Origin of the sequence: Psychromonas sp. Urea-02u-13 (assembly GCF_002835995.1) — a bacterium.
In the GTDB taxonomy this organism is placed as follows: Bacteria; Pseudomonadota; Gammaproteobacteria; order Enterobacterales; family Psychromonadaceae; genus Psychromonas.
In genome coordinates, this window is sequence record NZ_PJBZ01000042.1 from 81,966 (window position 1) to 102,139 (window position 20,174).

Below are 20,174 nucleotides of genomic sequence, written 5' to 3' on the forward strand. Positions count from 1 at the left end.
ATTATTATTTAAGGTTCGGTTCAATTATATTTTGCAACGCTGCCGCTGCAGACAAAAAAGAGCTTAACTTTTTCATATGACAAATATGTGACAACTCATCATTTTCTATCAAAAAGTAAACTAATTACTCTTTTGCGACTGATAATAGTGAGAACAGCTATCAATATCAAGGTTATTTAGCAAAAAAATGAAATAAAATAGTATTTAAATGACTTCCAAGGGAACTTTATCCTTATTTACCAATACAAAAACTTGAAAAAATGCGTCCCAATAAATCATCAGAGGTGAATTCACCGGTTATTTCGCTGAGATATTGCTGTGTTAAACGCAATTCTTCCGCTAATAACTCTCCCGCTTTATATTCCTCTAACTGTATTTTACCTTCTAATAAATGACGTTCCGCATTATCAATCGCTTCTAAATGACGACGACGTGCCATAAAGCCACCTCCAGTAGAGCCTTGATAACCCATTATTTCTTTCAGGTGCTCTTTTAATGGATCCATGCCTAAACCCGTTTTTGCTGAGATTCTATAAACAGGGTGCTGATGATCTTCTGTGACTTCTAATGTTTCACCAGTCAGGTCTGCCTTATTACGCACAACGGTTAATCCGACCGAGTCTGGTAATTTATCAATAAAATCAGGCCAGATTTCATGGGGATCTGCTGAATCAGTGGTGGTTGCATCCAACATAAACAGAACACGGTCAGCCGTTTGAATTTCAGCCCAAGCACGTTCGATGCCTATTTTCTCTACTTCATCGGCACTTTCACGTAATCCAGCGGTATCAATAATATGCAATGGCATACCATCAATATGAATATGTTCACGCATGACATCACGTGTTGTCCCTGCTATATCTGTCACAATTGCGCTTTCTTTGCCCACTAAGCTATTCAATAAGCTCGATTTACCGGCATTTGGACGACCAGCAATTACGACTTTCATACCATCACGTAAAATAGCGCCTTGCTTAGCCTGTGCTTTAACAGAATCAAGATTAGCAATAATTTGGTAAAGGTCTTTGGCAATTTTTCCATCACTTAAAAAATCAACTTCCTCTTCAGGGAAATCAATTGATGCTTCTACGTAGATGCGAAGGTAAATTAAACTTTCAACTAACTCATTTATTTTATTAGAGAATTCCCCCTGTAAAGAGTGCAGAGCACTTTTTGCAGCTTGCTCAGATGTCGCTTCAATTAAATCAGCAATCGCTTCAGCCTGTGCTAAATCGAGCTTATCGTTCATAAATGCACGTTCTGAAAACTCACCAGGATTAGCACTACGCATGTTTTTGATGGTGAGTATCGCTTTAATCAGCATATCCATCACAACCGGACCACCATGCCCCTGTAGTTCTAAAACATCTTCACCAGTAAATGAATTTGGCGCTTTAAAAAGCAGGGCGATGCCTTGGTCTAATACATCACCATGTTGATCATTAAAAGGCAGGTATTCCGCATAACGTACTTTAGGGATTTTACCGAGAATAATTTGTGCAACCGCTCCTACATCAGGACCAGAAACACGAATAATACCTACGCCACCACGGCCTGTTGCCGTCGCCTGTGCAACAATTGTATCTGTTACTTCAATCATAATAAAAACCACCAGTTATATAACGTTAGCTTCACCTTTGTACTTTGCATTTCGAAGCAATACCTATAAACACGATTAAGTTTAAGGTGTTTTGTACAAAAGAAGCTGTAAATGCTCATGGCCAAGCCCTGAGTAGATACAAATAATTAAAAGCAAAAAGGCGACTATTAAGTCGCCTTTTTATGGTTAACGAGTGAGAGAGTTACTTCTTCTCAATCGATACTTTCTTTTCGCTCAAGCCCTTTTTTTCAAACTGCTTATAAATATAAGTCTGTTGAATCAAGGTAACGATGTTACTTACTAGCCAGTAAAGTACTAGACCTGCTGGGAACCATAAGAAGAAGAAGGTAAAGATTATTGGCATAAACTTCATGATCTTCTGCTGCATCGGGTCTTGCACTTGTGTTGGAGACATCTTCTGAATGAAGAACATGCTCACACCCATTAAAATAGGTAACACGTAGTACGGGTCTTGAACTGATAAATCTTGAATCCATAACGCAAACGGCGCGTGACGTAATTCAACTGATTCCATTAATGACCAGTACAATGCAATGAAGATAGGCATTTGTAGAAGAATTGGGAAACAACCGCCAAGTGGGTTTACTTTCTCAGTCTTGTACAGCTCCATCATCGCTTTTGACACTTTCTGTTTGTCATCACCGAAACGGTCACGTAGTGCTTGAATCTTAGGTTGTAACAAACGCATTTTCGCCATTGACGTGTATTGCGCTTTTGTTAGCGGATAAAGGGCACCTTTAACCGTAAAGGTAATCAAGATGATTGCAACACCCCAGTTACCAACAATACTTTGGAAGAACAGTAGTAGTTGGAATAATGGTTGTGCAATAAACCATAACCAACCGTAATCTACGGTTAAATCTAGGTGTTTAGCAACTTGAGACATTTCGTCTTGTAGTTTAGGACCAACCCATAGGTTCGCTTCAATGTTTGCAGTACTGTGGGCATTGATAGTTTGCACTGGCGCTTTAAAGCCAATCGCAGCATCTTTACCTTGAATGATATTACTGTACAGCGAGTTGTTTTGATCCGTTGCTGGAATCCAAGCAGAAACGAAGTAATGTTGAAGCATTGCTACCCAACCGCCTTCTGTTGTCTTGCTTAAAGCACCATCTTGCATATCATCAAAGCTGTATTTTTGGTAACGCGTATCAGATGTTGAGAACGCACCACCACGGTATACAGGCATCATCATATTAGTGCCGGTATCTTTGATTGTTTCTTTTAGCTGTCCGTATAGTTGAACGTTTAATGCATTATCAGATTTGTTTTCAACTTGATAATTTACGTTAACAACATATTCGCCACGCTTAAGTGTGAATGTTTTAGTAAACACGTTACCGTTTTCAGCCACAAAGCGTAATGAAGTAGAAACTTGTGTTTCACCTTCAGAAAGAATTGTTTCAACAGATTGTGCACTATAGAAAGGACGACCTTTCTTATTTGCATCAGGACCTTGACCGATTAATCCACTTTGCGCGATATAAGTGAAACCATTACCGCTATCTAAAATGCGGAACGGCTTGCCTGAGTCCATCTCAGTATCATGTTCAAGTAGATCAGCAGATAAAACATCACCACCGACTAATGAGATAGCAAGACGTAACGTATCGTTCTCTAAAATTACCGATTCATTTGTTGGTAATTGTGCAGGTACTTCATTATTAATAGCGCTAGTTTCTGTTGATGCAGGTACATCTGCACTAAAGTTACTGCTTGAAGGAACTGAAGAGGTATTATTAGTTGTTTGTTCAGTCGTTTGTGCCGCGACAGGCTGAGGATTTTGTTCTACAACCCATGCTTGATAAAGTAAAAAACTTACAAACAGTAGGGCAAGTAACAATAAATTGCGTTGGGATTCCATAACGTTTACTAATCTCTTTTATTGATTGAATCTGTTTTATGACTCATTGGCTGACAACAAGCAGGCACAGGATCGTAACCACCTTCACTTAAAGGTTGGCATCTTATAAGACGTTTAGCTGCTAGCCAACATCCTTTAACGATTCCATGTAATTTTATCGCTTCGATCGCATAATGGGAGCAAGTTGGCGTAAAACGACAACGAGGTCCGATCATAGGGCTGATGATTAATTGATAACCACGAATGAACTTAATTGCTATCCACTGCAACGCTGCACTAATTTTCGCCATAATTTATCCATTACTTTATTAATTTCTTCATTAGATAAATCAGCAATACCGGCTTTTGCAATAACTACAATATCGATATTTGGAAGCTGGTGTTGTTGATGGCGGAATTGTTCTCTTACTACACGACGGATACGATTACGCCCAACAGCATGTTTAATATGCTTTTTAGGTATAGCCATGCCAAGACGGGGATGTTCTAAAGTATTTTTTCGAGCAAGAAGTGTTAGATGCGGGGAGACTGCTGGAACAGCATTCTTAAAAACAGGTTGAAAATCTTCAGGAGTTAACAAACGTAACTCCCGAGAATACGAATAATTCACCACGTCTGGGAAATTATGCGCTTAAGCTTGCGCGGCCTTTGGCACGACGACGAGCTAGTACGTTACGACCATTTTTAGTCGCCATACGAGTTCTGAAACCGTGTGAACGCTTACGCTTAATGTTGCTTGGTTGAAAAGTACGTTTCATGCTCTTTCCACTTATGTTAAGTACTGTACAGTAGCTAATATTTTCATTTTGTGATTTTCAAAAAACTTAAAAAGTTAATCTAAATAACAAAGTAAAACGGTTAGCCGATTTAAAAGAGAGCAGATTCTATGGTTAGATTGACTAAAAGTCAATCACAGATATCGCTTTCACGCACATTAAATAATTCCCTTAAAAAGCATTCGCTTAAATAAGGTAGATATTAATTGCTTGCCACACTCGAAAGTTTGGGTGGGAGGATTATATAGAAGCGACATTAATAAGCAAGGATCTATCTGTGATCTTTCTGGTTTTTGTTTAAAATTAATACGCAATAATCTGCTCTATTATGGTCAATATTTACATTGCATATTATTGCAACCAATTTAATGATCTTTTTTTACAAAAAGATCGCATGATCTTGTGGATTGATCGTGATCTTATCGGTAGAATTATCCGCCCCGAAATTCACAACTGGAGTTAGTCATGTCCCTCGTTATTTGGCAAGAGTGCTTAGCACAATTAAAGGATGAATTGTCAAAGAGTGACTTCAGTACTTGGTTGCGTCCATTACAGGCTGGATATAACAATTCTATCCTTTCTTTGTACTCTCCAAACAAGTTTACCAGTGATTGGGTACGCAATAATTTTATGGATGTTATTGAAAGTAAAATTCAATTATTAGCGCAAATTGAAGATCCAAATCTGACTATTCAAATTCGCTTGTTAGTAGGCAGACCTGAAACTGTTGATGTCGCTCCCCGTATTGCCCCCGTTGCAGCACCGCAAGTCAGCACCTCTCATCCGTGGCAAGGTCAGAACAAAGCACAAGATGTCGCACATAAAAGTAATTTAATAAAACGTTTTACCTTTGATAACTTTGTTGAAGGTAAATCGAATAACTTCGCGATCGCAACCACACAGCAAATTGCAGAAAATCCAGGTGGCGTTTATAACCCACTATTTTTATATGCACATCCAGGACTAGGCAAAACACATCTATTACATGCGGTAGGTAATTCGATTGTGGCTGCCAACCCAGATGCGAAAGTGGTTTATATTCGCTCTGAACGTTTTGTACAAGATATGATCAACTCGATTCGTAACAATACCATCGAGCAATTTAAAGACTACTACGCGTCACTCGATGCATTATTAATAGATGATATCCATTTCTTTGCCGGTAAAGAACGTTCGCAAGAAGTCCTTTTCCAAACATTTAACTCAATGTTAGATGGTCATCAACAGGTTATTTTAACCAGTGATCGTTTTCCAAAAGAGATTGAAGGCATTGATGAACGTCTGCGTACACGTTTTGGTTGGGGACTATCAATTCCCATTGATCCACCAGAATTAGAAACACGTGTTGCGATTTTAATCAGTAAAGCAGAAGAACGTGGTTTAACCTTACCGGATGATGTTGCTTTCTTTATAGCAAAACGTCTGACCATTACCGATGTACGTGTTTTAGAAGGTGCCATTGCCAATATATCTGCAAAAGCGCAGTTCACAGGTCAAGACATCACTATCTCATTAGTGCAAGACGCACTACGTGATATGTTAGCCGTACATACCAAGCAAACGACCATTGATAACATTCAAAAAGTGGTTGCTGAACATTACCGCATTAAAATTTCTGATATGTCTTCAAAACGTCGTACTCGTACTGTTGCTCGCCCGCGTCAAATCGCGATGGCACTAGCAAAAGAGTTAACCCAACATAGTTTGCCTGAAATTGGTGAAGCTTTTGGCGGACGTGACCATACAACGGTATTGCATGCTTGTCGTAAAGTGACTGAACTGCGTAACGAAAACAATGACATTCAAGAAGATTACAAAATTCTGATCCGCACATTATCGATGTAAGGTTATAAACCATGAAATTCTCTATCTCACGTGAAGCCTTTTTACGCCCATTACAATTGGTCGTTGGCTCAGTAGCTGGCGGTCGTCCCGCATTGCCGATCATGGGTAACATCTTAATCGAAGTAAAACAGGGCATGTTAAGCCTAACCGGTACCGATTTAGAAGTTGAACTGATCACCCAGATTCCACTTCAGCAACCCGCTGAAGAGGGTGTAATCACTGTGCCTGCACGTAAGTTACTGGATATTTGTCGTGGTTTGTCAGAGCCTTGTGAAATTACCTTTGAAGTTAAAAATGAAAAAGTAACAATCCGTTCAGGCCGTAGTCGTTACTTACTTTCATCATTACCTGCTATTGATTTTCCAAATATTGAATCATGGAATAGCCTGCTTGAACTAAATGTTTTGCAGGGCGAATTTAAAAAGTTAATCGAATTTACACAATTTGCAATGGCTAGCCAAGATGTACGTTATTACCTCAATGGTATGTACTTTGAAGCCAGTGAAAACAGCTTACGCAGTGTCGCAACCGATGGTCATCGATTAGCCTCTTCAGCAATAACATTGCCGCAAACAATTGAAACACAATCTATTATCGTGCCGCGTAAAGGTGTATTAGAACTCGTTAAGCTACTCGATAATGAACAAGATAATGTGACATTACAGATCGGTCAGAATAACTTACGTGCAATTATTGGTGGTTTTATCTTTACCACTAAATTGGTTGATGGTCGTTTCCCTGATTACCGTCGCGTTATTCCACGTAACGGTGATAAAGAGCTATTAGCTAACCGTGAATCATTAAAACAAGCCTTTACCCGTGCTGCGATTTTATCGAATGAAAAATTCCGCGGTGTGCGTCTCACGTTATCTGAAAATCTATTGCAAATTACCGCAAACAACCCAGAGCGCGAAGAAGCGGAAGAGTATATTGACGTTAATTATCAATCTGAGTCACTAGAAATAGGCTTTAACGTAAGTTATGTTTTAGATGTATTAAATACGCTAAAAAGTGAACAAGTAAAAATAACATTAAGCAGTTCAGACCACAGTACGTTAATTGAGTCTACCGATAGTGATGACTCACTATATGTACTAATGCCAATGCGCTTGTAAGCATATATTAAGACGGTGGGACAAGCGTCCCGCTGCTAATATTTACCTCGATAGTTTAAAATCCCCTCTCAATATAAACGGAGTTGTTTGATGTCACTTAGCAAATTAGTCATCCATCAATTTCGTAATATAAATAGCACCACACTGACCTTTAAGAACAAAATAAACCTCATTGTTGGCCCAAATGGCAGTGGTAAAACCTCACTTTTAGAGGCTATCTATTTTCTGGGTTTAGGGCGTTCTTTTCGTAGTCATTTAACCAGTCGTATCGTGCAACATGATCACAAAGAATTTACACTTTTTAGTGAAATAAACCAACAGGGTTTAGTCACACCCATTGGTCTTCAAAAATCTAAAAATGGCGATTCGACGTTAAAAATAAATGGCGCTATTTCGAAGAAATTAGCCAACCTAACCCATTATTTACCCTTGCAATTAATTACCCCAGAAAGTAGCACTTTACTCTCAGGAAGCCCTAAAAACAGGCGTGCTTTTCTTGATTGGGGCGTTTTTTATCATGATCCACTCTTTTACCACAATTGGGCTCGAATAAAACGCCTATTAAAGCAGCGTAATGCCGCTTTAAAGCAATGTAAAACGTACAATGAGTTGCAAATATGGGATAATGAACTTTGTCTTTTAAGTGATAAAATTAGCGACCAACGACAATCCTATTTTGAATTGTTATTGCCACTGATAAAAAGCACTTTAAATGACTTTTTGCCGGACTTTGATATCAGTTGCCAATTCTTTTGTGGCTGGGACAAAACGAATAAACCATTGGCAGATTATCTACAGGATAATTTTCCACGTGATAACCAATTAGGTTACACAACGGCAGGACCTCAAAAAGCAGATATTCGCTTTAAAATTGAAGGTTTTCCCGTCGCAGATGTTTTATCACGCGGGCAATTAAAGCTATTTGTTTACGCTTTGCAGCTTGCGCAGGGTTTATTTCTAAATAGCATTGACAAGAAACAGTGTATTTTTCTAATAGATGATTTTAGTTCTGAGTTAGATCAGACTAAACAACAGATATTAGCAAAACATATTGCAGCATCAGATGCGCAATTGTTTATCAGCGTTATTGATCCAGATAATATTGATAAGCTTTTTTCGCAACAACATAGCGTGTTTCACGTGGAACATGGTCAGATTACAGAACAACTAGAAACTAATAGGTGAAAGCTTTATGACTGAAAATAGTTATGATTCGTCAAGTATTAAAGTACTTAAAGGGTTAGACGCGGTACGTAAACGCCCAGGCATGTATATTGGCGATACCGATGATGGCACAGGACTACACCACATGGTGTTTGAGATCCTTGATAACTCAATCGATGAAGCATTAGCAGGTCACTGTAGCGACATTATCACAACCATTCATACTGACGGCAGTGTTTCAGTACGTGATGATGGCCGTGGTATTCCCGTTGATCTACATGAAGAAGAGGGTGTTTCGGCAGCCGAAGTTATCATGACGGTATTACACGCCGGTGGTAAATTCGATGATAACTCTTATAAAGTATCTGGTGGTTTACATGGTGTTGGTGTTTCAGTAGTAAACGCACTTTCTAAAAAATTACGCCTAACCGTTAAACGTCACGGCAAAATTCATCAGCAAACTTATATTCACGGTGAACCAGAAGCACCGATTGCCGTTATTGGTGATACAGACCATACCGGTACTGAAATCCGTTTTTGGCCAAGCAGTGAAACCTTTACTGATGTGCTTTTCCACTACGACATTCTTGCTAAACGTCTACGTGAGCTTTCATTCTTAAACTCAGGTGTATCAATTAAACTGATTGATAAACGTGAAGAAGATAAAGCCGATCACTTCTGTTATGAAGGTGGTATCGAATCTTTTGTTCAATATTTGAATAAAAGCAAAACACCCGTACACCAAAAAATATTCCACTTTGCTGTTGATACCGATGACGGCATGAGTGTTGAAGTCGCGATGCAATGGAACGATGGTTTCCAAGAAAACATCTACTGTTTCACTAATAACATCCCACAACGTGATGGTGGTTCTCACTTAACGGGTTTCCGTGGTGGTTTAACACGTACGTTAAATGCCTACATGGAAAAAGAGTTAGCAAAAGTTAAAAACTCTAAAAACAAAGCATCAACTGAAGGTGGTGATTCACGTGAAGGTTTAACCGCAGTTATCTCGGTTAAAGTACCTGATCCTAAATTCTCTTCACAAACAAAAGACCGTTTAGTTTCTTCGGAAGTACGCCCGATTGTTGAAGGCGCGATGGGTGAGAAGTTACAAGAATTCTTAATGGAAAACCCGTCTGAAGCACGCATCATTACATCGAAAATTATTGATGCTGCTCGTGCACGTGAAGCGGCGCGTAAAGCACGTGATATGACACGCCGTAAAGGTGCGTTAGATTTAGCGGGTTTACCGGGTAAATTAGCAGATTGTCAGGAAAAAGATCCTGCACTTTCTGAACTCTATATTGTGGAAGGGGACTCTGCTGGCGGTAGTGCTAAGCAGGGTCGTAACCGTAAAAACCAAGCAATTTTACCGCTTAAAGGTAAGATTCTTAATGTAGAAAAAGCACGTTTCGACAAAATGTTATCTTCTCAAGAAGTAGCAACACTGATCACTGCATTAGGTTGTGGTATCGGTCGTGACGAATATAACCCAGAGAAAACCCGTTATCACCGCATCATTATCATGACCGATGCCGATGTCGATGGATCTCACATTCGTACACTATTATTAACGTTCTTCTACCGTCAAATGCCAGAGCTGATTGAAAATGGTTACATTTACATCGCTCAGCCACCACTTTATAAAGTGAAAAAAGGCAAGCAAGAGACTTACGTTAAAGACGAATTAGAATTACAAACTTACCTAACAACATTAGCGATGGAAAACTCATCTCTACATGTAAACCCAGAAGCACCTGGTATTTCAGGGCTTGCGTTAGAAGGGCTAATTCAACGTTACCGTAGCGTACAAGATACAATTAAACGTTTAAAACGTCGTTACCCGTCAGCAATTTTAGATAAACTAATCTACAAACCTGCTTTAAGTCTTGAGCAGTTAGCTGATAAAACGTCTGCACAAGCTTGGACAAAAGACATTGTTGATACGCTGAATGCTGAAGATTTTGAAGGGACTATCTATAGCTCTGAAGTTGTGAAATCTGAAGATGAACTGAGCAACAATATTATCTTTACGATTCGTAAACATGGTGTTGAAAACTACTTCACATTTGATGAAGAGTACTTCGGATCTGACGGTTATAAAGCAGTTGCTTCTGTCGGTGCTGAAATTACAGGTCTACTTGAAGAGGGTGCTTACATCCAACGTGGTGAGCGTAAACGCGAAATAGAACACTTTATCGATGCGGTTAACTGGTTGATGAGCGAATCTAAACGTGGTCTTTACATTCAGCGTTACAAAGGACTAGGTGAGATGAACCCGGATCAACTTTGTGATACAACGATGGACCCTAACTCTCGTCATATGTTACAGGTTCGTATTGAAGATGCCGTAGGTGCTGATCAGTTATTCAGTACATTAATGGGTGATCATGTTGAACCACGTCGTAACTTTATCGAAGAAAATGCACTACGTGTAGAAAACTTAGATATCTAATCGACACGATATTATCGCTAAAAAACCAGCTTATAAGCTGGTTTTTTTATGCCTGTAAAATATAAACAACTGAATTCCGCCTTAGAAAACCCACTGAAAATAAGCAAAATGATAGACGCTGAAACATAACTGACATATTTGAATTCTATAATTCACTTCAAAATTCATCTTATGAGCCTGTCATGTCAGTAAATTTACTCACTAAAATAATTTCCATTACGATTGCTTTACTGCTCTTTTTTATTAGCGCTTTTATTGGTTGGGCCTGGCACGAAATGGATAAACCCTACCAAATAAACCAGTCTTACCATGATATTAAATCTGAGCTCGAAACAGACATCGCACTCTCTCTAGAGCAATATCTCGGCTCCGGTAATGCCAGTAAATTACAGCAAGCTGAAAGCCAATTAACTCAGCTGAAAAACACACCGATTACTTGGCTCAATAAAAACCAGAAAAGTACAATTAGCGTGGCTATTTCACAACTACAAAGCGCGATTCAACAAGCAAGAAGTGCAGGTAAACTAGCAGCAGATCCAGAAATATTATTAATTAATAATGAGATGGAAAGACGTGCAATCATCGAAGATATGAGCAAACTCATTGCGCAGTCAACTATCTCTGATGACATTAAAATGCAATATCAGCAGTCATTGCTGTCTATTAGTCTCACGCTACAACAGATATCTGTTTCCCGTCAGCGCTATTTACAGCGCAACCAGAAGGCCTTAAATACGGCATTATTAACTGAAAATAAATCCATTAATATCGACTTACAAAAATTAAGAAATTTACCAAGTTTAGGTATTATTGAAACAGAAGAGGTTGATGAATTTAGCTTTGATGAGCCTGAAACAATCGATTTAACCCAAGAGAATATCAATAGTTTAATCAGCCTAACAGCACGTTATCCTAAAGAGTTATCTAATACCGCAAACATGTTGCAGGCGGTTATTCTCAGTCGAGAAAATTTAACCGCGCAATTAACTAAATTAACGAATAACTTTGCTTTATATGCCAGTGTCGTTGATGTAGAAAAACAACGTATCACTAATCAGGTTAAATTTATTGGCGCATTTTCTCTGTTTTTATTTATGGTCATGATCGCTCTCTCTGCTTCTTTACAATTTAAAAGCTTAGGTTTTATCAAGCAACTACTTCCTTTTTTCGACGCGTTAACCGTAGGTGATTTTAGCCAATGCTTAACCATCAAAAGTAAACTGTCTGAATTTACCGCCGTCAGCGCACGTAGCCAGCTTTTACAGAACTACTTAAAAGAGCTAACAACCGCCTTGCAAGAACAGTCTCAGCAGGCATTAAACGCTAGCGCGGCATTACAAAAACGTACTTTGCAAGCCAAAGAAAGTAGCCAACAACAACGACAACAAACAGAACAGGTGAGCGTCGCGATTAGTCAGCTTTCCAATTCATTTAATCAAGTAACAAAAAATGCTGCCGATACCTGCCAGCAAACAGACAAAGCCGTAAAATTGGTGACTCGAGCAGATAAAGCATTAGCGATTGAAGCAGAGAAAACCAAATTACTCTCCGATAACATTCTCTCTTTGAGCAAATTGGTTAAGCAACTGAGTGCCGATACACATTCAATTAATAATGTTTTAGACGTTATTAATAACCTCTCAAAACAGACTAATTTATTAGCCCTAAATGCAGCCATTGAAGCCGCCAGAGCTGGCGATCAAGGCCGGGGTTTTGCTGTTGTTGCCGATGAAGTGCGTGCACTCGCCATTCGTACTTCTGATTCAACCAGTGAAATACAAGCGATCATCAACCAATTGGTTAATACCGCGAAACAGACAAACGATTATGTTTTACAGCAAAGTGAGGTGGCGATTGACTGTGCGCAACATAGCTTAACCGTGCAGCAAGAATTAAAGTCTGTCGCTTTGATTATCGATAATATTTATACCTATAATACGAGCATTGCGTCAGCAACAGAAGAACAAGCCATGACCATTACTGACGTGGCTAACAATACAAAAATGATTGAACAACACACCAAAAAGGTGAGTAAAAACATGCAGGATATTGATGAGTCAGGGGAGATGATCAAAGGAATAAGTGAAGTATTAAACACGCTCATTACGCAGTTAAAACGTTAATCGCCTAACCTATAGCAGAACAAGAAAAGGGCGGTTTACGATTGCCCTTAATCAACTAAGTTTTGTTTTTCTTCGTGCCTTCGTGATTAATTGCTTTTGAACTTATTTAAACACGACTAAATCTGTCTACGTATATTTGCAACAGGTTTGTCGTGTACTATGCACCCAGTAAGGGTAAATGTTTTATTTCATGATAGCGCAGAGAAAGCGCGATACAGTGTTTTAACTCTGGCCAAGGGATTGGTTCATTTACATTAAAAACAATCGCTCTATTGCCTTCAAATTTGAGCCTATGCCCATAGATTTCTTTAAACGTATCTACTAAAGATGTTTTGCAATTGAAGTAGATGCAAAACTGTTCAGGGTGTTTTTCTTTCCAATCAAAACGGATCGTACTGCCTAATTTAGTTATATAACTTGGCTCGCCCCATTTTAACGTCTCTTGTACATCCGTCAGCGACAACTCATCGGCAACCAATAAAATTGTTTCACGCACTGCTAATAAAAGCGGTTTTACACTGACAGGGTAAGTTTCAAACTTGTGTTGCACATTCAATTCCATTTGTTTTCCTTAACTGTTTCACGTGAAACATGGCCTTGTATTATTGCTGTAAGTATTGTTGCAATAGGTATTGCTGTAGTGGTCTATCTAGTGAGGGAAAATGCACTATCTTCTATTGAAGCCTAACCATTTAACTATTTAACTATTTAACCACCAAGGCGAAGTTGAAAATAAAAACCGGGCTCGTCATTTTTCATCGTGTCGCAAAGTCGTAACCAATTAAGCTTCTTCGCAAGTGCTAAACTAGCGTGGTTCTGTTTAGCGATAAAGACCTGTAAAGTTGAAATATCAAAGTCTTCACTGAGCTTAGCAATCACTAATAAACAAGACTCGCTGGCGTAACCTTTAGCCCAGAATTTCTTACGTAAAAAATAACCAAAATCGCTAATATCACCAATGACCTTCATGCCACAGAATCCGATTAACTCATCACTCGATGTTAACGCAACGACATAACGAGATGGCGAAGTTAACTCAGCTTCAAACCATTGCTCAGCTTCATTTCGAGAGAGCGCTCGTCTTGGGCCCAGAAAAGTCATCACCTCAGGATCAGTTAACAACTCAAAAACCGCTTCTGCATCCGTCGTTTTTAACGTTCTTAAGGTCACTCGGTTTGTTTTCATGAGGCGTCTATTTTAAATGGTCTTTATCTATAAATCCTTGGCTGGTATTAACGATGCTAATTTTACAGCCTAAAAATAAACTGATCACCAAAGCAACAATAATAAAGCCCGAAAGAAAAACCATCGCAATTAAAAACCATAATATTTGTAAATCAAAGATGATTTCATTACTGCGGTTTTCTAATACTACTTTACGAGATTTTAAAAAATTAAGAATACCTTTTCCATCTACTTTTATATCCGTTTTCATATTTCTTTCTCCTTAAATAAATACAAACTTAACCACTACACACTAAGTCATTGCGTTACATAGATAACACGAAGAAGGAAAGCTCAATGCAATGTTATTGCTTTTCTTCTTCTTTCTTCGTACCTTCGTACCTTCGTACCTTCGTGGTAAATCACTTTGAACGTTCTTAGCATTTAACTTTTGAGCGACTCATAATAAAAGTGTTTCACGTGAAACACTTTCTCTATTTATTAATCCATATTATGAATATAACGCGTTAATCTCTTTCGCTAAAATGGCAACACCACGTTCAACCACGTCATCATCTTGCGCGTAGTTAAGACGAATACATTCTTGAGTATGTTGCCATTCTTGATCAAGACCAGGGAAGAAATAATGCCCAGAAACAATCAGCAGACCTTTCGCTTTTAAGCGAGTATATAACTCGTGTGACGTGATAGGTAATTCTTCAAACCATAACCATAAAAACAAAGCTCCTTCTGCTTTATGGATTTTAAACTTAGGCGTATCGATTTGAGACTGTAATAACTTAATCGCTGTTTGTGATTTTTTATAATAATACGGCTTGATCACCTCATCACTGAGTGTAAGTATCTCTTTTGTTTTAACCAAGGGTAATGCGATTTCTGGTCCGATACCCCCTGGCGATAATGCCATAATGCCAGACAGGTTAGACATCGCTTTAATGATCTCAGGATTAGCAATCACGATACCGCAACGTGCACCCGGTAAACCAAATTTAGATAAACTTAAGCATAAGATGGTATTACTGTTCCAAAAGGGCGTAACGTCCTCAAAAATGATATTAGGGAAAGGTGTGCCGTAAGCGTTATCGATAATCAGTGGAATGTTATTAGCTTGCGCTAACTGATCCAAATGAATGATCTCTTCATCTGTTAATACATTACCGGTTGGATTCGTTGGACGAGAAACACATATTGCGCCAATATCCTCACCAACTTCTAAGGCATCAAAATCAACGTTGTATTTAAACAGACCATTTTCAAGTTCGCTTATTTTTGGACGAACCGCAACAAAGGCATCTTCTGAAACACTCGCATCAGCATAACCAATATATTCAGGCGCCAGTGGGAATAGGATTTTTTTCTTTTTGCCTTCGCTAAAATTACCCCCTAATAAGTTAAACAGGTAGAAGAAAGCGTTTTGGCTACCATTGGTTAACATGATATTTTTGGCGCTTAAATCCCAATCATAAAGATCATTAAACAATCCTGCTAATGCTTCGATAAAGGTATTTTTACCCTGTGGCCCATCGTAGTTAGACAGGGTATTTATCAAGTTACCTTCGTTTAATAACTCTTGCATTAGCTCGGTAAGACGCTCTTGAATAGCAGGAATTGAAGCGGGGTTACCACCGCCTAACATCAGGATATCATCGCCACCTTGTACACCTGCATTTAGGTCATCCATTAATTCCGTGATGCCAGAATGCTTTGCGAATTTATTTCCAAATATTGAGTAGGGCACTTAAAAATCCTTTATGGGTAATGATTGTTTCACGTGAAACAATCTGTTTAAATTTTTTGTTAACCGAAATACCATTCAAAATTTAGAAATAGTAAGTGATAATGAATGTGATTTTTTTTGTAAAAACAGCACGAACGTTTGTTATAAATGCTTATAAAATAGCGAATAAGAAAATGCTAATAGACAACAAAGCAGTATTGGAAAAAGTAAGGCATTAAATAAATAAACAGAAAATAACCAAGAGCCAATAATACTGCCCACAATAAACCCAGCTAATATAAGTAAAAACAAGCTAGCTTTACGTCGGTCAAATGGTTGCCCTTTTATCCGTTGTCCTATCATTAAACCTAAGTCTGTAAATATACCGGTTACATGTGTCGTGCGTAATGTCGCACCACTAAAAGTGGTAAATAATGCATTTTGTAAGCCACAGGCCATTGAAGTAAAATAACTGCCAAGGGATAAGTTTTGACGTAATGTAGCAAAAGCAATCAACAGTAAAAATGATTCAATCATTAATGCAGAGCCGTAATGTCGACCTATTTTCAGCGTTGTATTTTCAATAAGAATACCACTTAAAATAGCGCCACATAAAAAACTAAGCAGAACAAATAATAAGTGCAGTGAGCTTGTTGGATTAACCAGTAGGTCTGCGCCTAATCGTGAAACCGTGCCAGAAACATGTGAGATAGCCTGGTGATCAAAGCTAATTAATCCAATGACATTAACACTACCTGCTAAAACAGATAATAAAAAAGCACTGTATTCAACCCACCTCGGTAGTTTTCTAATCACAGGTTAGCCTCAATAATGTTTCACGTGAAACAAAAAAGCCCAGTTAAAAACTGAGCTTTTTGATAGTAACGCAACCTTACCTATTCAGTAAGCAGCTTTTTATAAAACCGATACATCAGCAACTTGTAAGAACAAGTTACGTAAACGGTTTAATAATGCCAAACGATTCTGCTTAACCGCTTCATTTTCTGCCATAACCATTACGTTATCGAAGAATTGGTCCACAGGAGCCTGTAGAGAAGCAAGTTCGAACAAGGCTGCCTCGTAGTCTCCGGCTTCAAATAAAGGGCTTAGCTTGCTTTCTAGAGAGCCTAATTTTTCAGCTAATGCCTTTTCAGCGTCTTCTTCAAACAAAGTATTATCAACAACGGCGTTGATTTCACCTTTTACTTTTGCAAGGATATTTGAAATACGTTTATTAGCAGCAGCAATTGGCTGCGCTTCTGGAAGCTCTTGGAACTTAGCAACCGCTTGAATACGTTTTTCAAAATCAACAGGTTTTGTAGGACGACGATCAAGCACTGATTGAATAAGTTCTGCAGAGAAACCATTTGCTTGGTAAGTTGCACGGAAACGCGCGAATAAGAAATCCACAACATCGTTAACCACATTCTCATTGCTTAACTTATCTGCATATTGTGCTTTAGCAATTTCTACTAATTCAACAATATCTAAATCCAGCTCTTTGTCTTTGATGATACGTAAAAGACCGATGGCTGCACGACGAAGTGCAAATGGGTCAGCTGCACCTTTTGGTGCTTGGCCAATACCAAAAATACCTACAAGCGTATCTAGTTTGTCAGCAAGAGAAACAGCACAAGCCACTAATGAAGTGGGTAATTTATCACCCGCGAAACGTGGTAAATATTGCTCGTTTAGTGCAATAGCCACTTCTTCTGCTTCGCCATCAAAACGTGCGTAATACATACCCATGATGCCTTGAACATCAGGACATTCTAAAACCATTTCAGTCATCAAATCAGTTTTTGAAAGTAAACCAGCACGTTGTGCGTGTTTAGTATCAGCATTAATTTGCACAGCAATTGTTTCAGCAACGTTAGCAATACGCTCAGATTTCTCTTTTAGCGTACCTAATTGCTTTTGGAAAAGTACTGTTGAAAGTGACTCTAAACGACTTTCTAGTGTTTTCTTTTTATCTGTTTCAAAGAAGAACTCTGCATCCGCTAAACGAGGACGAACTACTTTTTCGTTACCTTCAACAACTTGTGTTGGGTCGCGACTTACAATGTTAGAAACAAAGATAAAGCGGGGTAATAAGTTGCCTTCTTTATCTAATACTGGGAAGTATTTTTGATGATCTTTCATTGTGTAGATAAGTGCTTCAGAAGGAACGTCTAAGAATTTTTCTTCAAATGAACCGGCTAATGTTACTGGCCATTCCACTAAAGAAGTCACTTCTTCAAGTAAGTCTTCATCAATGGCTGCAACACCATTTTCATGAGCAGCTAATGCTTCAACTTGTTCACGAATAATCGCTTTACGGCGTTCGTAATCAACAATAACTTTACCTGTTACATCCAATAACGACTCGTATTCGTCAGCATGGTTAATCGTGAATTCAGCTTCACCTAAGAAACGATGTCCACGGATAACACGATCAGATTCAACACCTAAAAGTTCACCTGCAATCAATTTATTTCCGAACAACATACACACAGTATGAACAGGACGGATAAACTGAGTGCTTGTAGCACCCCAACGCATTGGTTTTGGAATCGGTAACTTAGCAAGTGCTTCTGCAGCAATAGCAGGAATTAATTCAGCAACTTTTTTGCCTTTAACTTCCGCTTTAAATAATAACCACTCGCCTTTATTCGTTACTAGACGCTCAGCCTGTTCAACAGTAATACCGTTTGAACGTGCCCAACCCTGTGCTGCTTTAGTTGCATTACCTTCAGCATCAAAAGCGACATTAACGGCAGGACCGCGTTTTTCTACTACTTTATCCGCTTGAGAGTCAGAAAGGTTAGTAATAACTAACGCTAAACGACGCGGAGAAGCTAACCAGCTTACTTTTTCAAAGCTAAGTTCTGCTTTATTTAATTCTGCTTCAACGTTGCTTGCAAAAGACTCAGCAAGTTGGCGCAATGATTTCGGTGGTAACTCTTCTGTTCCCAGCTCAATCAGTAAATTTTCTTGTGATTGTTGTGATTGATTTGACATTAGCAGCCTCTACTTCTCTAAATTTTTACAAAGTGGGAAACCAAGCGCTTCACGCTTCGCATAATAAGCTTCAGCAACTGCTTTTGATAAAGCACGTACACGTAAAATATAACGTTGACGTTCAGTCACAGAGATTGCATGGCGCGCATCTAACAAGTTAAATACATGTGATGCTTTCATGCCTTGCTCGTAAGCAGGTAGAGGAAGATCTAAGGCAATCAGTTTCTGGCTTTCTTTTTCACATTGATCGAACTGTGCAAATAATGCATCCACGTCAGCATGTTCAAAGTTGTAAGCAGATTGCTCAACTTCGTTTTGATGAAAGATATCACCGTAAGTAATTTTACCCATTGGACCATCAGCCCAAGTAAGGTCATAAATACTATCAACACCTTGAATGTACATTGCAAGACGCTCAAGACCGTAAGTAATTTCACCAGTAACAGGTGAACACTCTAAGCCGCCAACTTGTTGGAAATAAGTAAACTGTGTTACTTCCATGCCGTTTAGCCAAATTTCCCAGCCTAAACCCCAAGCACCTAATGTAGGTGACTCCCAGTTATCTTCAACGAAACGAATATCATGGATAGACGTATCAATACCAATCTCTTCAAGTGACTTAAGGTAAAGCTCTTGAATATTCTTTGGAGATGGCTTTAATACCACTTGAAATTGGTAGAAGTGTTGCAGACGATTAGGGTTTTCACCGTAACGACCATCTGATGGACGACGAGATGGTTGAACATAAGCACTGCTCATTGGCTCTGGGCCAATCGCACGTAAAAATGTTTGTGGGTGGAATGTACCAGCGCCCACTTCCATATCGAGTGGTTGAACGATGACACAACCTTGGCGAGCCCAGAAATCTTGCAATGCAAGAATCAGCCCTTGGAATGTTTTTGTATCGAATTTTTGCATGATTTCGGCTTCGAGTTGATTAGAAAAATTGGTGGATATTATACCCCTGATACCGCCAGATGCAAAGTCAGCAAGGCAAATTGTGCTGATATGTTAAGCATTAAATGACAACTATTGAGTCATTAAGCCATTCAATCTTGTTGCGCTAAAACGATGAAAACACGTGATTTTTTGTCGTTAAAAAAAATCGACGTTTTATAACCCTACAGATTATGACCATTTAGCTTACGTGGCGTTAGATCAACAACCAGCTCTACCTTGCAAGCGTCCCAAGGAGAAATACACTCCTATTTTCGCCTCGCGCTCCCCTATAACAAGCCTCCTGGCGTTGTTACACCATAGTGACATGCAAAAAAATGATGACAATAGCTGTGCAGCAAGACGTCAA

General features: G+C 38.9%; 17 protein-coding genes. 5 read left to right on the forward strand and 12 right to left on the reverse strand.

Features of this window, described 5'->3' with window-relative positions; translation table 11 throughout:
• Positions 1-232 precede the first annotated feature (232 nt).
• The 5 genes from mnmE to rpmH form a co-directional block, all read right to left on the reverse strand.
• Positions 233-1,600 (reverse strand): tRNA uridine-5-carboxymethylaminomethyl(34) synthesis GTPase MnmE, encoded by a 1,368-nt coding sequence (gene mnmE / locus CXF74_RS04790; RefSeq protein WP_101081256.1) that lies wholly within the window; start codon positions 1,598-1,600, stop codon positions 233-235.
• Between the two features lie 202 nt (positions 1,601-1,802).
• Positions 1,803-3,485 (reverse strand): membrane protein insertase YidC, encoded by a 1,683-nt coding sequence (gene yidC / locus CXF74_RS04795; protein WP_101081257.1) that lies wholly within the window; start codon positions 3,483-3,485, stop codon positions 1,803-1,805.
• Positions 3,486-3,493: 8 nt separating this feature from the next.
• A complete protein-coding gene (gene yidD / locus CXF74_RS04800) occupies positions 3,494-3,775 on the reverse strand; it encodes a membrane protein insertion efficiency factor YidD (RefSeq protein WP_101081258.1) in 282 nt (93 codons plus the stop codon).
• On the reverse strand, positions 3,742-4,098 hold the full coding sequence (rnpA, locus tag CXF74_RS04805) for a ribonuclease P protein component (RefSeq protein ID WP_101081259.1): 357 nt from the start codon (positions 4,096-4,098) through the stop codon (positions 3,742-3,744). Before rnpA ends, yidD begins: the two co-directional genes overlap by 34 nt.
• Positions 4,099-4,108: 10 nt before the next feature.
• A complete protein-coding gene (rpmH, locus tag CXF74_RS04810; RefSeq protein ID WP_015466401.1) occupies positions 4,109-4,243 on the reverse strand; it encodes a 50S ribosomal protein L34 in 135 nt (44 codons plus the stop codon).
• Between the two features lie 483 nt (positions 4,244-4,726).
• On the opposite strand from rpmH, the gene dnaA reads away from it, so the two are divergent.
• The 5 genes from dnaA to CXF74_RS04835 all read left to right on the forward strand — a co-directional run bounded on the left by dnaA (position 4,727) and on the right by CXF74_RS04835 (position 12,966).
• Positions 4,727-6,106, forward strand: a complete 1,380-nt coding sequence (dnaA, locus tag CXF74_RS04815; protein ID WP_101081260.1) for a chromosomal replication initiator protein DnaA — start codon at positions 4,727-4,729, stop codon at positions 6,104-6,106.
• 11 nt (positions 6,107-6,117) lie between these two features.
• Entirely contained in the window at positions 6,118-7,221 is a 1,104-nt protein-coding gene (gene dnaN, locus CXF74_RS04820; RefSeq protein ID WP_101081261.1) for a DNA polymerase III subunit beta, read from the forward strand.
• Between the two features lie 90 nt (positions 7,222-7,311).
• A complete protein-coding gene (gene recF, locus CXF74_RS04825) occupies positions 7,312-8,406 on the forward strand; it encodes a DNA replication/repair protein RecF (protein WP_101081262.1) in 1,095 nt (364 codons plus the stop codon).
• Between the two features lie 7 nt (positions 8,407-8,413).
• Complete coding sequence (gyrB, locus tag CXF74_RS04830) at positions 8,414-10,843, forward strand: DNA topoisomerase (ATP-hydrolyzing) subunit B (RefSeq protein ID WP_101081263.1); 2,430 nt, start codon at positions 8,414-8,416, stop codon at positions 10,841-10,843.
• Between the two features lie 182 nt (positions 10,844-11,025).
• A complete protein-coding gene (locus tag CXF74_RS04835; protein WP_101081264.1) occupies positions 11,026-12,966 on the forward strand; it encodes a methyl-accepting chemotaxis protein in 1,941 nt (646 codons plus the stop codon).
• Between the two features lie 157 nt (positions 12,967-13,123).
• On the opposite strand, the gene CXF74_RS04840 is transcribed toward CXF74_RS04835, so the two are convergent.
• The 7 genes from CXF74_RS04840 to glyQ form a co-directional block, all read right to left on the reverse strand.
• Positions 13,124-13,528 (reverse strand): DUF1801 domain-containing protein, encoded by a 405-nt coding sequence (locus tag CXF74_RS04840; protein ID WP_101081265.1) that lies wholly within the window; start codon positions 13,526-13,528, stop codon positions 13,124-13,126.
• 146 nt (positions 13,529-13,674) lie between these two features.
• The gene (locus CXF74_RS04845; protein WP_101081266.1) at positions 13,675-14,151 is read right to left on the reverse strand and encodes a GNAT family N-acetyltransferase; all 477 of its coding nucleotides are present in this window, start codon (positions 14,149-14,151) and stop codon (positions 13,675-13,677) included.
• Positions 14,152-14,158: 7 nt separating this feature from the next.
• Positions 14,159-14,401, reverse strand: coding sequence for a hypothetical protein (locus CXF74_RS04850; protein WP_101081267.1), 243 nt, complete (start codon positions 14,399-14,401; stop codon positions 14,159-14,161).
• 240 nt (positions 14,402-14,641) lie between these two features.
• The gene (locus CXF74_RS04855; RefSeq protein WP_101081268.1) at positions 14,642-15,889 is read right to left on the reverse strand and encodes a valine--pyruvate transaminase; all 1,248 of its coding nucleotides are present in this window, start codon (positions 15,887-15,889) and stop codon (positions 14,642-14,644) included.
• 141 nt (positions 15,890-16,030) lie between these two features.
• The gene (locus CXF74_RS04860; RefSeq protein WP_101081269.1) at positions 16,031-16,684 is read right to left on the reverse strand and encodes a YoaK family protein; all 654 of its coding nucleotides are present in this window, start codon (positions 16,682-16,684) and stop codon (positions 16,031-16,033) included.
• Positions 16,685-16,783: 99 nt separating this feature from the next.
• Entirely contained in the window at positions 16,784-18,868 is a 2,085-nt protein-coding gene (gene glyS / locus CXF74_RS04865) for a glycine--tRNA ligase subunit beta (protein WP_101081270.1), read from the reverse strand.
• 9 nt (positions 18,869-18,877) lie between these two features.
• Positions 18,878-19,786, reverse strand: a complete 909-nt coding sequence (glyQ, locus tag CXF74_RS04870; protein WP_101081271.1) for a glycine--tRNA ligase subunit alpha — start codon at positions 19,784-19,786, stop codon at positions 18,878-18,880.
• Between the last annotated feature and the right edge of the window lie 388 nt (positions 19,787-20,174).

What these genes read in the sequence shown, in the direction of transcription:
- recF (WP_101081262.1), top strand. Translation starts at nt 7,312, where the DNA reads ATGTCACTTAGCAAATTAGTCATCCATCAATTTCGTAATATAAATAGC.
- glyQ (WP_101081271.1), bottom strand. Translation starts at nt 19,786, where the DNA reads ATGCAAAAATTCGATACAAAAACATTCCAAGGGCTGATTCTTGCATTG.
- CXF74_RS04850 (WP_101081267.1), bottom strand. Translation starts at nt 14,401, where the DNA reads ATGAAAACGGATATAAAAGTAGATGGAAAAGGTATTCTTAATTTTTTA.
- CXF74_RS04835 (WP_101081264.1), top strand. Translation starts at nt 11,026, where the DNA reads ATGTCAGTAAATTTACTCACTAAAATAATTTCCATTACGATTGCTTTA.
- yidD (WP_101081258.1), bottom strand. Translation starts at nt 3,775, where the DNA reads ATGGCGAAAATTAGTGCAGCGTTGCAGTGGATAGCAATTAAGTTCATT.
- mnmE (WP_101081256.1), bottom strand. Translation starts at nt 1,600, where the DNA reads ATGATTGAAGTAACAGATACAATTGTTGCACAGGCGACGGCAACAGGC.
- yidC (WP_101081257.1), bottom strand. Translation starts at nt 3,485, where the DNA reads ATGGAATCCCAACGCAATTTATTGTTACTTGCCCTACTGTTTGTAAGT.
- dnaN (WP_101081261.1), top strand. Translation starts at nt 6,118, where the DNA reads ATGAAATTCTCTATCTCACGTGAAGCCTTTTTACGCCCATTACAATTG.
- gyrB (WP_101081263.1), top strand. Translation starts at nt 8,414, where the DNA reads ATGACTGAAAATAGTTATGATTCGTCAAGTATTAAAGTACTTAAAGGG.
- dnaA (WP_101081260.1), top strand. Translation starts at nt 4,727, where the DNA reads ATGTCCCTCGTTATTTGGCAAGAGTGCTTAGCACAATTAAAGGATGAA.
- glyS (WP_101081270.1), bottom strand. Translation starts at nt 18,868, where the DNA reads ATGTCAAATCAATCACAACAATCACAAGAAAATTTACTGATTGAGCTG.
- CXF74_RS04840 (WP_101081265.1), bottom strand. Translation starts at nt 13,528, where the DNA reads ATGGAATTGAATGTGCAACACAAGTTTGAAACTTACCCTGTCAGTGTA.
- CXF74_RS04845 (WP_101081266.1), bottom strand. Translation starts at nt 14,151, where the DNA reads ATGAAAACAAACCGAGTGACCTTAAGAACGTTAAAAACGACGGATGCA.
- rpmH (WP_015466401.1), bottom strand. Translation starts at nt 4,243, where the DNA reads ATGAAACGTACTTTTCAACCAAGCAACATTAAGCGTAAGCGTTCACAC.